The sequence below is a fragment of the Pseudomonas sp. R5-89-07 genome, assembly GCF_003851685.1.
In the GTDB taxonomy this organism is placed as follows: domain Bacteria; phylum Pseudomonadota; class Gammaproteobacteria; order Pseudomonadales; family Pseudomonadaceae; genus Aquipseudomonas.
In genome coordinates, this window is the sequence record NZ_CP027727.1 from 1,395,312 (window position 1) to 1,410,225 (window position 14,914).

Annotated in this window: 15 protein-coding genes; 8 read left to right on the forward strand and 7 right to left on the reverse strand. The window is 60.2% G+C overall.

Annotated elements, in window-relative coordinates; genetic code table 11:
• Nucleotides 1–114: 114 nt before the first annotated feature.
• The 3 genes from C4J94_RS06355 to C4J94_RS06365 all read left to right on the forward strand — a co-directional run bounded on the left by C4J94_RS06355 (nucleotide 115) and on the right by C4J94_RS06365 (nucleotide 2,175).
• Complete coding sequence (locus C4J94_RS06355) at nucleotides 115–834, forward strand: tRNA-uridine aminocarboxypropyltransferase (RefSeq protein ID WP_124385397.1); 720 nt, start codon at nucleotides 115–117, stop codon at nucleotides 832–834.
• 252 nt (nucleotides 835–1,086) lie between these two features.
• Nucleotides 1,087–1,737 (forward strand): response regulator transcription factor ErdR, encoded by a 651-nt coding sequence (erdR, locus tag C4J94_RS06360; RefSeq protein WP_124385398.1) that lies wholly within the window; start codon nucleotides 1,087–1,089, stop codon nucleotides 1,735–1,737.
• A gap of 75 nt (nucleotides 1,738–1,812) precedes the next feature.
• Nucleotides 1,813–2,175: a diacylglycerol kinase gene (locus tag C4J94_RS06365; RefSeq protein ID WP_017137081.1), complete on the forward strand. Its 363-nt coding sequence runs from the start codon at nucleotides 1,813–1,815 to the stop codon at nucleotides 2,173–2,175.
• Between the two features lie 3 nt (nucleotides 2,176–2,178).
• Here C4J94_RS06365 and C4J94_RS06370 read toward each other — a convergent pair whose 3' ends face one another.
• The gene (locus tag C4J94_RS06370; protein WP_010212678.1) at nucleotides 2,179–3,105 is read right to left on the reverse strand and encodes a LysR family transcriptional regulator; all 927 of its coding nucleotides are present in this window, start codon (nucleotides 3,103–3,105) and stop codon (nucleotides 2,179–2,181) included.
• A gap of 124 nt (nucleotides 3,106–3,229) precedes the next feature.
• On the opposite strand from C4J94_RS06370, the gene fpr reads away from it, so the two are divergent.
• Entirely contained in the window at nucleotides 3,230–4,009 is a 780-nt protein-coding gene (gene fpr, locus C4J94_RS06375) for a ferredoxin-NADP reductase (RefSeq protein WP_003189055.1), read from the forward strand.
• A 118-nt stretch (nucleotides 4,010–4,127) separates the two neighbouring features.
• Here the strand turns inward: fpr and tsaA are convergent, their stop codons facing one another.
• The 5 genes from tsaA to rimO form a co-directional block, all read right to left on the reverse strand.
• A complete protein-coding gene (tsaA, locus tag C4J94_RS06380) occupies nucleotides 4,128–4,823 on the reverse strand; it encodes a tRNA (N6-threonylcarbamoyladenosine(37)-N6)-methyltransferase TrmO (protein WP_124385399.1) in 696 nt (231 codons plus the stop codon).
• Nucleotides 4,824–4,891: 68 nt separating this feature from the next.
• Complete coding sequence (locus C4J94_RS06385) at nucleotides 4,892–5,353, reverse strand: DUF1456 family protein (RefSeq protein WP_005785469.1); 462 nt, start codon at nucleotides 5,351–5,353, stop codon at nucleotides 4,892–4,894.
• 71 nt (nucleotides 5,354–5,424) lie between these two features.
• Nucleotides 5,425–6,135, reverse strand: a complete 711-nt coding sequence (locus tag C4J94_RS06390; protein ID WP_124385400.1) for an rRNA pseudouridine synthase — start codon at nucleotides 6,133–6,135, stop codon at nucleotides 5,425–5,427.
• A gap of 103 nt (nucleotides 6,136–6,238) precedes the next feature.
• Nucleotides 6,239–6,706, reverse strand: coding sequence for a GNAT family N-acetyltransferase (locus C4J94_RS06395; protein ID WP_124385401.1), 468 nt, complete (start codon nucleotides 6,704–6,706; stop codon nucleotides 6,239–6,241).
• A gap of 98 nt (nucleotides 6,707–6,804) precedes the next feature.
• On the reverse strand, nucleotides 6,805–8,145 hold the full coding sequence (gene rimO / locus C4J94_RS06400) for a 30S ribosomal protein S12 methylthiotransferase RimO (RefSeq protein WP_046384502.1): 1,341 nt from the start codon (nucleotides 8,143–8,145) through the stop codon (nucleotides 6,805–6,807).
• A gap of 289 nt (nucleotides 8,146–8,434) precedes the next feature.
• On the opposite strand from rimO, the gene C4J94_RS06405 reads away from it, so the two are divergent.
• The 3 genes from C4J94_RS06405 to C4J94_RS06415 all read left to right on the forward strand — a co-directional run bounded on the left by C4J94_RS06405 (nucleotide 8,435) and on the right by C4J94_RS06415 (nucleotide 12,046).
• On the forward strand, nucleotides 8,435–10,336 hold the full coding sequence (locus C4J94_RS06405) for a potassium transporter Kup (protein ID WP_124385402.1): 1,902 nt from the start codon (nucleotides 8,435–8,437) through the stop codon (nucleotides 10,334–10,336).
• A 136-nt stretch (nucleotides 10,337–10,472) separates the two neighbouring features.
• Nucleotides 10,473–11,579 carry an NADH:flavin oxidoreductase/NADH oxidase gene (locus C4J94_RS06410; RefSeq protein ID WP_124385403.1) on the forward strand — a complete coding sequence of 369 codons (1,107 nt, stop codon included), beginning with the start codon at nucleotides 10,473–10,475 and terminating at the stop codon, nucleotides 11,577–11,579.
• A 281-nt stretch (nucleotides 11,580–11,860) separates the two neighbouring features.
• Nucleotides 11,861–12,046, forward strand: coding sequence for a hypothetical protein (locus C4J94_RS06415; RefSeq protein WP_124385404.1), 186 nt, complete (start codon nucleotides 11,861–11,863; stop codon nucleotides 12,044–12,046).
• 155 nt (nucleotides 12,047–12,201) lie between these two features.
• Here the strand turns inward: C4J94_RS06415 and C4J94_RS06420 are convergent, their stop codons facing one another.
• Nucleotides 12,202–13,827: a glucan biosynthesis protein D gene (locus C4J94_RS06420; protein ID WP_124385405.1), complete on the reverse strand. Its 1,626-nt coding sequence runs from the start codon at nucleotides 13,825–13,827 to the stop codon at nucleotides 12,202–12,204.
• A 303-nt stretch (nucleotides 13,828–14,130) separates the two neighbouring features.
• Here C4J94_RS06420 and C4J94_RS06425 point away from each other — a divergent pair, with 303 nt between their 5' ends.
• The gene (locus tag C4J94_RS06425) at nucleotides 14,131–14,838 is read left to right on the forward strand and encodes a tellurite resistance TerB family protein (RefSeq protein WP_124385406.1); all 708 of its coding nucleotides are present in this window, start codon (nucleotides 14,131–14,133) and stop codon (nucleotides 14,836–14,838) included.
• Nucleotides 14,839–14,914: the final 76 nt, after the last annotated feature.

Sequence of the window (14,914 nt, forward strand, 5' to 3'; positions counted from 1 at the left end):
CAATTATAGGTGAGCGCCGGCCACTACAGCCAGGCGTATCGCTGGTAAACTGCGGCCACTTCAATTGCTCTCGAGTTACCCCGTGTCGATTTACCCGTCTCTATGGCGCATTCAATGAGCCACGCCGTCTCCCGCTTGCGTACCCAGCGCCTGGCCCGAGCCGTCAGGCCGTTCCTCAATCGCGGTTCGCGTGCCGAGCGTTGTGCCGGTTGCCGGGTGATTCCCGAGTATTGCCTGTGCGCGTGGCGACCAACGGTTGAAGCCAAATCTGCGATGTGCCTGTTGATGCACGACGTCGAACCCATGAAGCCCAGCAACACCGGATGGTTGATCGCCGATGTTATCGGCGACACCACTGCGTTCGCCTGGTCGCGAACCGAAGTCGATCCGGACCTGCTCACCTTGCTGGCCGATCCACAATGGCAACCGTATATCGTATTCCCTGGCGAATTCGTGGCGCCTGAGCGAGTGGTCAGCGTGGTGAATACAGAAGAGGGCAAGCGCCCGCTGTTTATCCTGCTGGACGGCACCTGGAGCGAAGCGCGCAAGATGTTTCGCAAGAGCCCGTACCTGGAGCATTTGCCGGTGTTGAGCCTGGCGCCGGAGCAGCTGTCACGTTACAAATTGCGCCGCTCCAAGCGCGATGATCACTTCTGCACCGCCGAGGTCGCTGCGCTGTGTCTGGAGCTGGCCGATGATCAGCTCGCCAGCGAAGTCCTGGATGCCTACCTTGATGTCTTCAGCACGCACTACCTGGCCGCCAAGTTTCAGCTGCCTTTGAATGAGGCGGACGGTGTCCACACGCGTTTGGCGTCCTTTATTCGGAGGGTATGACCAGTCGACGTTTGCATGATGGCACCTCAATCGTGCAACCCGCTAGAATCCCCTTGGGCGTAGTGCTTGACCCCCCAGGCCGCGCTGGGCATGCTGGGCGCCGATTGGGGCGCCCGCTTGGTTTTTCGACGTTGTTTCGCGTGTTTTTGACGTTGAGCGTGCTCCGTGGCGATGGCTGCCTGGCCGTCGCCTTGTGTACTGGCGAACCCTGAACCCATCAGGGCTCCCCTAAAAAACAGGATCATTTAATCAATGGCCACATACGAAATCCTGATAGCCGATGACCACCCGCTGTTTCGCAGTGCGCTGCATCAGGCCGTAACGCTGGGCCTTGGCCCGGATGTGCGCATGGTCGAAGTCGCCAGCATTGCCGAGCTGGAAGCGCGCCTGACCGAAAAATCCGACTGGGACCTGGTGCTGCTCGACCTGAACATGCCCGGTGCCTATGGTTTCTCCGGGTTGGTGCTGCTGCGCGGGCAATACCCGCAGATCCCGGTAGTGATGGTTTCGGCCCAGGAAGAAGCTGACGTGGTGGTGCGCTCCAAGGAGTTCGGCGCCAGCGGCTTCATTCCCAAGTCGAGCGCGATGGAAGATATCCAGAAGGCTGTGCGTGCCGTATTGGACGGCGATGTGTCGTGGCCGCCGCAAGCGTTTGAACAAATCAATGTGTCCGACGAAGCCAAGGCAGCCCGTGATGGCCTGGCCAGCTTGACGCCTCAGCAGTTCCGGGTGTTGACCATGGTCTGTGAAGGCTTGTTGAACAAGCAGATTGCCTACGAACTGAGCGTGTCGGAAGCGACTATCAAGGCCCACGTCACCGCGATTTTTCGCAAGCTAGGCGTACGTACGCGCACCCAGGCGGCGTTGCTCTTGCAACAACTTGAGTCAATTTCGCAGCATTAAGTTACAACCGATTCACGCTTTTTTGACTTTGCGTGCTCTAGCTTCCCCACTCCTCTGGTTCAGTTGCCTACATCTATGTCGCCTTTCAAGGGTCAAACCGGTATCAAACGTATCTTCAACGCAGGGGGCTATTCCCTGGATGGCCTGCGCGCGGCTTTCACCGGCGAGGCGGCGTTCCGTCAGTTGGTACTGCTGAACGTCATCCTGATTCCGTTGAGTTTCTTCCTGCACGTCAGTCGCGTCGAACGGGCCTTGCTGATTGCCGTGTGCCTGCTGGCCCTGATTGTCGAATTGCTCAATTCGGCGGTGGAAGCGGCTATCGACCGCATTTCCCTTGACCGCCACCCGCTGTCGAAAAACGCCAAGGACATGGGCAGCGCCGCGCAGTTCGTGGCCTTGACCATGATCACGCTGGTGTGGGCGGTCATCCTGATCTAGCGATCAGGCGATGCTCGGCAGCACGATTTCGTCGCTGCGCTGAACCCCGGCGGTAAACGCGCGGCACAGTTCCAGGAACTCGCGCATCGCCGAAGTCTGGTACTTCTGTTTGTGCCAGATAAAGTAGAACTGCCGGGCCAGGTCCAGGTCCGGAGTTTCTACCGGCACCAGGCTGCCGCGACGGAACGCATCGCGCAGTGCCAGCCGCGAAATGCAGCCAATCCCCAAGCCTGACTCCACTGCCCGTTTGATCGCCTCGGTGTGCTCCAGCTCCAGGCGGATATTCAGCGCACTGCGGTGATGGCGCATGGCCTGGTCAAACGTCAGGCGTGTACCAGAGCCTTGTTCGCGCAGGATCCACGCCTCATGGGTCAATTCATCCATGCTCGCCACGCCACGCTTGGCCAAATGATGCTGGGGCGCGCAAAACACCACCAGTTCATCCTCCACCCAGGTTTGCACCTCGATGTCCGGATGGCTGCAGTCGCCTTCGATTAGACCCAGGTCAATTTCGTAATGCGCCACCTGATGCACGATATGCGCAGTGTTTTGCACGTGCAGTTTCACCTGGCTCTCGGGGTGCTGCTGCATGAAGCTGCCGATCAACAGGGTGGCCAGGTAATTGCCGATGGTCAGGGTGGCGCCCACTGCCAGTGAGCCGAAGCCGGACTTGCCGTTGAGCAGGTCCTCGATCTCCTTGGCCTGGTCCAGCAGCGCCACCGCTTGAGGCAACAATTGATGCCCGAGCGCGTTAAGGCTCAGGCGTTTGCCGGCGCGGTCGAATAATTGGCAGCTGGATTGACGCTCCAGCTCGGTAATCGACGTGCTGGCGGCGGATTGAGATAAGGCCAGAAGGCCAGCAGCGCGGGACACGCTTTCCTGCTGGGCGACGGCGACGAAGACTTGCAGTTGACGGAGAGTGAATCGCATATCGATATAACCGATAACCCTTATCTTAATAATCCAGTTAACAGATATTGTCGCCGCCATTAGAATGCTGTGCAATTGCGCACTTCACCTTTGGCGCAGACCCATTTCCAGGAGTTCCCCGTACATGAGCAACATGAACCACGAGCGTGTCCTCAGTGTTCATCACTGGAACGACACTCTGTTCAGCTTCAAGTGCACCCGCGATCCGGGTTTGCGCTTCGAGAACGGTCAGTTCGTGATGATCGGCCTGCAACAGCCCAACGGCCGCCCGCTCATGCGCGCCTACTCCATTGCCAGCCCGAACTGGGAAGAGCATCTGGAGTTCTTCAGCATCAAGGTGCCCGATGGCCCGCTGACTTCCCAGTTGCAGCACTTGAAGGAAGGCGACGAGATCATCATCAGCAAAAAGCCGACGGGCACCCTGGTGCTTGACGATTTGAAGCCGGGCAAACACCTGTACCTGCTCAGCACCGGTACGGGGCTCGCGCCATTCATGAGCGTGATCCAGGACCCGGAGACCTACGAGCGCTTCGAAAAAGTGATCCTGTGCCACGGCGTGCGTTACGTCAACGAAGTCGCCTACCGTGAATTCATCACCGAGCACCTGCCGCAGAACGAATTTTTCGGCGAGGCCCTGCGTGACAAGTTGATTTACTACCCCACCGTGACCCGCGAGCCGTTCGAAAACGAAGGCCGCCTGACCGACCTGATGCGCAGCGGCAAGCTGTTCAGCGACATCGGCCTGCCGCCGATCAACCCCGAGGACGACCGCGCCATGTTGTGCGGTAGCCCAAGCATGTTGGACGAGACCAGCGAAGTGCTGAACAGCTTCGGCCTGAAAGTTTCGCCACGCATGCGTGAGCCGGGTGATTACCTGATCGAGCGCGCGTTCGTCGAAAAATAACCGCAATCAAAAAATGTGGGAGGGGGCTTGCCCCCGATAGCAGTGTGCCAGTCAACTCATCTGTGACTGATCCACCGCAATCGGGAGCAAGCCCCCTCCCACATTTCTGTGTCCCGGTTTATGTGGCCGGCACCACTTCAAGCACACAGATCAGCCCCGCCTCGGGATAGTGCCAACGCACATCCACATCCCAGAACTGCACGCCGTACTCACGCTCAGGCCCGGGTGTCTGATAGGCCGGGCGCGGATCCTGCGCCAGGCACTGGTCAATCAACTCCACCAGCGGTTCACCCAGACGCTGGGCATGGTTCTGCGCCTGCCGCAGCGCGGCCTTGAGCCATTGCACCTCAATCAACTGCGGCGCAGCGCTGGCGATCCGGTTGGTCGCCGTATCAACGATATCGGCATAGGGCACATACGGCTTGATATCCAGCACTGGCGTACCGTCGAGCAAGTCGATCCCGGAAATCCACAGTCGCCCCGGTTCCACCTTGTCCAGCTTCACCACCGACTGGCCGATGCCATTCGGGCGATGGGTCGCACGCGTGGCAAACACGCCCATGGAGGTGTTGCCGCCCAGGCGGGGCGGGCGCACTTTAAGGCGTGGCTTGTCTTCCAGCGCCTGGTGGAACAGAAACAGCAGCCACACGTGGCTGACCTGCTCCAGTCCCTGCACCGCGTCGCCATTATCGAACGGCGCCACCAGCTCCAGCACGCCGCGGGCGGCCGGCGCCAGTTGCGGCTGACGCGGGATGGCGAACTTCTCCTTGAAGCAGGAGCGTACGAAGCCGACGGGCGCGACGGAGTAAGCCATTTCTGAGCCTCAAGTTGCGAGCTGCAAGCCGCAAGCTTTAACTTGCCGCTCGAAGCTCATGGCTGTTCTTAGGCTCTGACGCGCAGCGTCAGCCCCTTGAGGAAATTGCGCAGCAACTGGTCACCACACGTGCGGTAGTTGGTGTGGCCGAACTTGCGGAACAGCGCGCTCAGCTCGGGCTTGGACACCGGGAACTCGGCGGCCTTGAGGATGGCGTGCATGTCGTCTTCCTTCAGTTCGAAGGCGACGCGCAGTTTTTTCAGGATGATGTTGTTGGTCACCGGGGTTTCGATCGGCTGCGGCGGACGGCTCTCATCCTTGCCGCGCTTGAAGATGACCAAGCCATCGAGGAAATGTGCCATCACCTCATCCGGGCAGAACACAAAGCCTTCTTCCTCATCTTTCTTGAGGTAGGTCAGCAAGTCTTCCTTGGTCACGTCCATGCCGCCGAGCTTGATGATCTCGACCATCTTGTTGTCGCTGATGTCGAGCATGTAGCGCACGCTGCGCAGTACGTCGTTGTGAATCATGGTGGGCAATCCTGGTTTTCAACGGGGTAGACACTGCCCAATCAGGCCGTGTCGGGAAAAAGGGCTACGGTTCAGAATTTCTCTTTGCTGGACAGGTAGCGCCATTGGCCCACCGGCACTTTGCCAATGGACACGCCGCCAATGCGGATGCGACGGATAGCGACGACTTTCAAACCAACGGCTTCGCAGAACAGCGCGATCACACCCGGTTGCGGGTTTTTCAGCGCAAAACGCAGGCGGTTCTCGTTCTGCCAGCTGGCTTTGACTGCCGGCAGCTCCTTGCCTTTGTAGGTCAGGCCGTGGTTCAGGCGGTTGAGGCCGTGGGCCACCATGTCGCCTTCGACTTCCACCACGTATTCCTGCTCGATCTTGGCGGCATCGGCGGTCAACTTGCGCAGGATTTTCCAATCCTGAGTAAAGACCAGCAGGCCGCTGGCCTTGGCTTGCAGGTCGGCGCTGGCGGTCAGACGCAGGAAATGGCCCTTGAGCGGGCGCTTGCTGAAGCGGTGTTCTTCCGACAGGCTCTCGGCGCTGATCGTCGCCATGGCCGTCTCGGCATCCATGCCCGCCGGGGCATGCAGCAGGATGGTCACCGGCTCTGGCACGGTGGCTTTGGCTTCAGGGTCCAGCTCGACCTTCTGGGTCGTGACCTTGAACTGCGGCTCGTCGATTACTTCACCGTCCACCAAGACCCAGCCGCCTTCGATAAACAGCTCAGCCTCCCGACGGGAGCAACCGACCAGTTCGATAAGGCGTTTGGAGAGGCGTATAGGGTCAGTCATGACAAGGGCCGTAACAAAAGGGGGCGACTATTGTACCTGTGTGGGGCCGGTTAATCCCGGCCCCATTTCAGTGCTGCCGGTTTTTTGTGGGGAATGCGTTTCGTCAGCCGCTGTGCATCTGCTGCTGGCGCAGACGCATATGCAGCAACGGGTAGGGCTGGCCCAGGCCGTCATGTTCCGTGCGCCCGATCACCTCGAAGCCCAGCTTGAGGTAAAAGCCCAATGCCTGGGGGTTCTGCTCGTTGACTTCCAGCTCATCGGCATTCAGGTGCTCGATCGCATAATGCAGCAATTGCCGCCCCAGCCCCTGGCCCCGGTACTGCGGGTCGATGAACAGCATTTCGACCTTGCCGGCGGCCACTCCGGCAAACCCGGTGATGCGTTGGTTCGCGTCCCTGGTGCAGATCAGCATCACCTTGTCCAGGTAATGCGTCAGCACCAGGTTCCTCAGCAATTCGATGTAGCTGTCCGGTAAAAAATCATGGGTGGCCCGGACAGAGGACTCCCAGATGTCCGTCAACTTTTGATAATCGCTGGTTTTGGGTGTGTGGATAACCGAATGCCGACGCATGCTCGCTGCCCCTGCCGATGAATGGCGATGGGGCAAACGATAGACGTAAAAAAGCCCCGCATCTTGATCAGATGCAGGGCTTTTTACGTTACCGGCGATCAGTCGCGCTTTTCAGCCCACAGGTCGTATTCGTCGGCATCGGTGACAGTGCACCACACCTTGTCGCCCGGCTTCAAACCACTGGCGTCGTCGATAAACACGTTACCGTCGATTTCCGGTGCATCGAAGAAGCAACGGCCTACCGCGCCTTGCTCGTCGACTTCGTCGATCAGCACTTCGATCTCCTTGCCGATGCGCAGTTGCAGGCGGGCCGAGCTGATCGCCTGCTGGTGCGCCATGAAACGCTCCCAACGGTCCTGCTTGACGTCATCCGGCACCACGGCCAGGTCCAGCAGGTTGGCCGGAGCGCCTTCAACCGGCGAGTACTGGAAGCAGCCAACGCGGTCCAGCTGGGCCTCGGTCAGCCAGTCCAGCAGGTACTGGAAGTCTTCTTCGGTTTCGCCGGGGAAGCCGACGATGAAGGTCGAGCGGATGATCAGTTCCGGGCAGATTTCGCGCCAGTTCTTGATGCGCGCCAGAGTCTTGTCTTCGAACGCCGGGCGTTTCATCGCCTTGAGCACCTTGGGGCTGGCGTGCTGGAACGGGATGTCCAGGTACGGCAGGATCTTGCCGGCGGCCATCAACGGGATCAGCTCGTCCACGTGCGGGTACGGGTAAACGTAGTGCAGGCGCACCCACACGCCCAGGCTGCTGAGCGCTTCGCAGAGTTCGGTCATGCGGGTTTTCACCGGCGCGCCATTCCAGAAACCGGTGCGATATTTCACGTCGACGCCATAGGCGCTGGTGTCCTGGGAAATCACCAGCAGCTCTTTCACGCCGGATTTGACCAGGCGCTGGGCTTCGTCCAGCACGTCGCCGACCGGGCGACTGACCAGCTTGCCGCGCATCGACGGAATGATGCAGAAGCTGCAGCTGTGGTTGCAGCCTTCGGAGATCTTCAGGTAGGCGTAGTGGCGCGGCGTCAGCTTGATGCCTTGCGGCGGCACCAGGTCGATCAGCGGGTTGTGGTCCTGACGTGGCGGCACCACTTGGTGCACGGCGTTGACCACTTGCTCATACTGTTGCGGGCCGGTCACGGCGAGCACGCTTGGGTGCACGTTGCGGATATTGCCTTCTTCCACGCCCATGCAGCCGGTCACGATGACCTTGCCGTTTTCCTTGATGGCTTCGCCGATTACTTCCAGCGACTCTGCCTTGGCCGAGTCGATGAAACCGCAGGTGTTGACCACCACCACGTCCGCGTCCTGGTAAGTGGACACGACGTCATAGCCTTCCATACGCAGTTGCGTGAGGATGCGCTCGGAGTCAACGAGAGCCTTCGGGCAACCCAGGGATACAAAGCCGACCTTGGGGTTGGCTTTTGCGATGGTGGTGGACATGTCTAACCTCGGTATTGAATGACGCCGCCGGTCGGGCACGACACGGCGGTAGACGGGCGTTTGTGACGCCTCTGATCAAAAAGTGCGCAATTCTAGCGGTGGGCAACGCACTTGACCAGCTTTATGCAGGGAAATGCGACGAGTGCTGCGCTATGCTTCGCGCCGTTGCGCGTGAGTAAAAACCTAACGTCAACAAAACGTCTGTTACGAGAAGTAAAACAGCGCATGCTAGGCGCAGTATGAGCACGTTGTTTATAAGAGACCTCAGGTCAAAAGGCAGGAGTGGTTGATGGGTCAGGCAAGCAGTCAGGCAGCGGGTGCCGAGCATTCGAACGCTAAACCGATTGGCATGCTGGTAGCAGCTGTCGGGGTGGTGTATGGCGATATCGGCACCAGCCCGCTTTACACCCTTAAAGAGGTGTTCAACGGCGGTTATGGAGTGCAGGTCAACCATGACGGTGTATTGGGGATCCTGGCGTTGATCTTCTGGTCGCTGATCTGGGTCGTATCGATCAAGTACATGCTGTTCGTGCTGCGTGCTGATAACCAGGGCGAGGGCGGCATCATGGCGCTGACCGCCCTGGCACGCCGTGCGGCAGGCACGCGCAGGAAATTGCGCAGCTTTCTGGTGGTGTGCGGCTTGTGCGGCGCTGCGCTGTTTTACGGCGACAGCATGATCACCCCGGCGATCTCCGTGCTATCGGCAATCGAAGGCCTGGAGCTGGCATTCGACGGCCTGGAAAAATGGGTCGTGCCTATGGCGCTGGTGGTGCTGGTGGCGCTGTTCCTGATCCAGAAACACGGCACCGACCGTATCGGCAAGCTGTTCGGGCCGGTGATGGTCACCTGGTTCCTGGTGCTGGGCGGCCTCGGTGTGTATGGCATCACCTTGCACCCTGAGGTGCTCAGTGCGTTGAACCCGATGTGGGCGGTGCGCTTCTTCGAGGCTCATCCGGGTATCGGCGTGGCCATTCTCGGCGCGGTGGTGCTGGCACTGACCGGTGCCGAAGCGCTGTACGCCGACATGGGCCACTTCGGCCGCAAGCCCATCGCCCGTGCCTGGTTCATCCTGGTGTTGCCGGCGCTGGTGCTCAACTATTTTGGCCAGGGCGCCATGCTGCTGGGCGATCCGGAAGCGGCGCGCAACCCGTTCTTCCTGCTGGCGCCGAGCTGGGCGCTGATCCCGCTGGTGGTGCTGTCGACCCTGGCCACGGTGATTGCCTCCCAGGCAGTGATTTCCGGTGCATTCTCGTTGACACGCCAGGCGATCCAGCTGGGTTATATCCCGCGCATGCACATCCAGCACACCTCCAGCGCCGAACAGGGCCAGATCTATATTGGCGCGGTGAACTGGTCGCTGATGGTCGGCGTGATCCTGCTGGTGCTGGGCTTCGAATCCTCCGGCGCGCTGGCCTCCGCCTATGGCGTGGCGGTGACCGGCACCATGCTGATGACCACGATCCTGGTGTCTGCGGTGATGCTGCTGCTGTGGAAGTGGCCACCGATACTGGCGGTGCCGGTGTTGCTCTGCTGCCTGCTGGTGGACGGGCTGTACTTTGCCGCCAACGTGCCGAAGATCATCCAGGGCGGCGCCTTCCCGGTATTGGCCGGCATCGTGCTGTTCGTGCTGATGACCACCTGGAAGCGCGGCAAGCAATTGCTGGTGGAACGCCTTGACGAAGGCGGCCTGCCGCTGCCGATCTTTATCAGCAGTATCCGCGTGCAGCCGCCCCATCGCGTGCAGGGCACGGCGGTGTTCCTCACCGCGCGGCCCGACGCTGTGCCCCATGCGCTGTTGCACAACCTGCTGCATAACCAGGTGCTGCACGAGCAGGTGGTGCTGCTGACGGTGGTCTATGAAGACATTCCCCGCGTACCCGCGGCGCGGCGTTTCGAAGTGGATGCCTACGGCGAAGGTTTCTTCCGGGTGATCCTGCACTTCGGCTTTACCGATGAGCCGGACGTGCCTGAGGCGCTGAAACTGTGCCATCTGGATGATCTGGATTTCAGCCCGATGCGCACTACCTACTTCCTCAGCCGGGAAACCGTGATCGCTTCGCGCATCAAAGGGATGGCTCGTTGGCGCGAGGCGTTGTTCGCGTTCATGCTCAAGAATGCCAACGGCAACCTGCGCTTCTTCAAACTCCCGGTCAACCGGGTGATCGAGCTGGGCACCCAGGTCGAAATGTAACGCGCTGCAGTGGGGGAGCCGGCAATCGGCTCCCGGTTTACTTCTGAACCCTGTGCAAACGGTTGTTGTCGACTAGGCTCTAAGCACCATGAAAGAGAGCCTTGGAGCTTGCCCACAGAACCCGAAGAGGTGCGCCATGAGTCAGCTGCTCGAACCCTATACCCTGCGTCAACTCACCCTGCTGAACCGCATCGCGGTATCACCGATGTGCCAATATTCAAGCGAGGACGGCCTGGCCAACGACTGGCACCTGGTGCATCTGGGCAGCCGCGCCGTCGGTGGCGCCGGGCTGATCTTCACCGAAGCCACCGCCGTGACCGCCGATGGGCGCATCACCGCCCAGGACCTGGGCCTGTGGAAGGACGAACAGATCGAACCGTTGCAGCGCATTACACGCTTCATTGCGGCGCAAGGCGCGGTGGCCGGTATCCAGTTGGCCCACGCTGGTCGTAAGGCCAGCACTTATCGGCCCTGGCTCGGCAAGCATGGCAGCGTCAAACCAGCAGACGGTGGTTGGGTGCCGGTAGGGCCATCGCCCATCGCATTCGACCCGCAGCACACCCAACCCACACCGCTGGACGAAGGGCAGATCCAGCAAGTGATCGCCGATTTTGTCGCCGCCGCCAAGCGCGCCTTGACGGCCGGTTTCGAAGTGGTGGAGATCCATGCCGCCCACGGCTACCTGCTGCATCAGTTCCTGTCGCCCATCAGTAACCAGCGTCAGGACCAGTACGGCGGTTCGTTCGAAAACCGCATCCGCCTGGTGCTGGAGGTGACCCGCGCGGTGCGCGAAGTCTGGCCCCAGGACCTGCCGCTGTTTGTACGCGTGTCGGCCACCGACTGGGTGGAGGACGGCTGGAACCCCGATGAAACCGTCGAACTGGCGCGCCGCCTGAAAGACCTCGGCGTGGACCTGATCGACGTGTCCTCCGGTGGCACCGCCGCCAACGCCGAAATCCCCACCGGCCCCGGTTACCAGACGCGCTTTGCCGAGCGTGTGCGCAAAGAGTCGGGTATCGCCACCGGCACCGTCGGCATGATCACCGAGCCGGCCCAGGCCGAACACATCCTGCGCACCTGCCAGGCCGATATCATCTTCCTCGCCCGCGAGCTGTTGCGTGACCCGTACTGGCCACTGCATGCCGACGATGACCTGGGCGGGCGCAAAGCCATCTGGCCGGCACAATATCAGCGAGCGACGCACCGCGACCAGCCGATTCATGAGTCGGATCTCAGGGATTGACCCTTCGCTTGTTCGTACAGAACCCACCCTGACCCGGTGGGTTTTTTTGCTCGTGCAAGCAGCAAGTGCGTGGGAATCCACTGTAGGTATTGATTACTGATGCAATTATTTAAGTTAATACTCTAAAAAAATCCCACAGGTAACCGGATTGTTTCTACGCTTAAGGTAAGCCTGATTTCCGGCCCGGGAAGTCAGTCGGTTCGCCCTTGAAGGCAGTACGCTTCACGGCACGCGGGGAATGGGCGGCAGGAGTATTGGATCGATATCAGGAGAAGCAGTCCATGGCCAAGTCCTATGGTGTAGCGGGTGTGGTGGTGTCTTTTCTGACCCGCAGGCTGTCCTTGCGTGGCCGCAGGTTGAGTTCGGATGAAATGGAATTGCTGGCGCATTATCGCGCCCTGACCGAGAACGACCAGGTAGCGATGCGCTATTTGATTGGGGCGATGAAAACCGTGTCGCGGTTCTGAATGACGAAGCGGGCTAACTGTGGCGAGGGAGCAAGCTCGCGCTGGGCCGCGAAGCGGCCCCTAACAATGGGCCTGCTGCGCAGTCCAGCGCGAGCTTGCTCCCTCGCCACAGATGATTGCTTGCTTCTGCTGCTTCTTAACTGACTGGCAGGATGTCAGGTGTACTTGCGCTTGTCCGGCGCGGGCGGGAAGTATTGATACAACCAGGTTTCACTCAAGGTGCGGTCCTGGGTGCGGATAAACAGGCGCAGTTCCACCGGCTCTACGCTGTCGCTGGTGGGGTACCAGTCGAACAGAATGCGATAGCCCTTGATGTTATCGAGCACCAGCACGCTGAAATCTTTCACCTCGCCGTGGGAGCAGGTGACCACCGGCTCGATGCCCGTGCCGGCGGGTAAGCGGTCCAGGCCGCCGCCCTTGAAGTCCACGGCAAAGCGGCGTGCCCATACCTCTGGGTAATGCTCGCCTGGCGCCCAGCCTTCGGTAAAGCCGCCCATGCCTGAGCGGGTCGCGTCGACCTGGGCCAGCGGTGTGCTGACTGGCGGCAGGGCGCTCCAGTAGAGCTTGTAGCCGTAATTGAGCGAATCACCGGCCGCCACGGGTTTTTTCGGGGTCCAGAAGGCCACGATGTTATCCAGGGTTTCGCCGGTGGTCGGGATTTCCAGCAGGTCGATCGAGCCTTCACCCCAGGCGGTGGTGGGTTCTACCCACAGGCTTGGACGCTTGCTGTACCAGTCCACGGTGTCCTGGTAGCTGGCGAATTCATGGTCGGTCTGCACCAGACCAAAGCCCTTGGGGTTGGTGTCGGCGAAGGCGTTGAATTGCAGCTTGGCCGGATTGTTCAGCGGACGGCAGATCCACTCGCCGTTGCCGCGCCACATGGCCAAGCGGTCCGAGTCGTGGATTTGCGGGTGGATGGTGTCGCACATGCGGCGTTCGTGCGTGCCGCAACTGAACATGCTGGTCATTGGTGCAATGCCCAGTTGCTCGATGGCGGTGCGCGCGTTGATATGCGCGTCGATGGCCATCACCACTTGATTGGCCTGGCAATCGATATCGAAGCGGTAGGCGCCGGTCGCACTGGGCGAATCGAGCAGGGCGTAGACCACGAAGCGGGTGGCGTCCTTGTCCGGGGTTTCGAACCAGAACTGCGTGAAGTCAGGAAATTCCTCGCGTTGTTTCGCGTAGGTATCAATCGCCAGACCGCGCGCCGACAGGCCGTACTGGCCGGTGGAATCCACGGCACGGAAGTAACTGGCACCCAGAAACGACAGCACGTCATGACGGTCCAGTTCCGGCGCCTTGAACAGTTTGAATCCGGAGAAACCAAGATCGCCGGTCAGTTGTTTAGTGTCGACCGTGGTTTTTTCATAATTGAACAGCGAAGGGCGAAAATGTACTTCGCGTGCCTCGCGAGTCTTCGGATCGACGCTGTGCATGCGCACCGGCGTCTTGAAGCCCATGCCGACGTGGAAAAACTGCACGTCCAACTGCCCCTTCAATTCCTTCCACAACGAATGGTTACCGTCATAGCCGATGGCGTTGAAGTTCTGTGGGGTCATGGTCGCCAAGGTCGGCGGCAGCACCTGTTTAGTGTCTTTATACGCGGTGCCAGCGAGCTGTTTGGCCTGGGCCTTGAGCGCTTCGAAATCGAATGCCACGGCCTTGCCATCGGCGGCACGGTTCCCGGCCCAGGCCTGTGCGGCCAGCAGGCCACTGGCCGACAAACCGGTGTAAGCCGCAATGGCCATGGACGCTTTGAGCAAATTCCTGCGATGCATAGAGACAACCTGTCGTGAGCAAATCCCGCGCCGTTCCTGGCACGTAACGGATCAGAAATAACGGTTCGGACATGCCTTCGGCCAAACGCAACGGACAATTAACAGACGCCTGATAGCTTAAGCGGTTCGATGATGAAGGAAAAATCATTGATGGCGGGGTGATGGCGCCCCTATGCAACAAGACATTTCCGAGATCAGGGCAAGGCGTTACATCTGGAAGCACTCTAGGCAGCGCCTTTTTGGCACTTAGTTTTACGCTGGGGGCCTATTGGTCCTACGAACCCAAGTGTCTGGAGGCTACGAATGAACACCCGTGGATTGCTCGATCAGTTGCTCAAGTCTGGTCAGGACATGTTGCAGAACAAAGCTGGCGGCCAGCGCCCATCAACCGACAACGGTGCCCTCGGCGGCTTGCTTGGCAAGGGCGGGCTCGGTAGTTTGCTCGGTGGCGCAGGCGGCGGTGCACTGGCGGCCGGCGCCATGGGCTTGCTGCTGGGCAACAAAAAGGCGCGCAAATTCGGCGGCAAGGCCCTGACCTACGGAGGCTTGGCCGCCTTGGGGGTGATCGCCTACAAAGCCTACGGCAATTGGCAGGCGCAGCAGGCCAGCGCGCCCCAGGGCGAACCACAAACCATTGACCGCCTGCCGCCGGCTCAGGTCGAGCAACACAGCCAGGGCATTCTCAAGGCGCTGGTGGCTGCGGCCAAGGCCGACGGGCATGTGGATGACCGTGAGCGCGCGCTGATCGAAGGCGAGTTCACCAAGCTCGACAACGACCGCGAACTGCAAACCTGGCTGCACGCCGAATTGAACAAACCCCTCGATCCCGCCGACGTCGCCCGCGCCGCCAGCACCCCGGAAATGGCCGCCGAAATGTACATCGCCAGCGTGATGCTGGTGGACGAGGAAAACTTCATGGAGAAAGCCTACCTGGACGAACTGGCGCGCCAACTCAAACTTGAGCCGGGTTTGAAGCTTGAATTGGAAAAGCAGGTGCGTCTGAACACATAACCCGTTTTGGCACGCAGGTCTGGGGCGTCTGCTGCAATGGCGGCGCTACCGGCCACAATGTTCTTCACCACCCGAA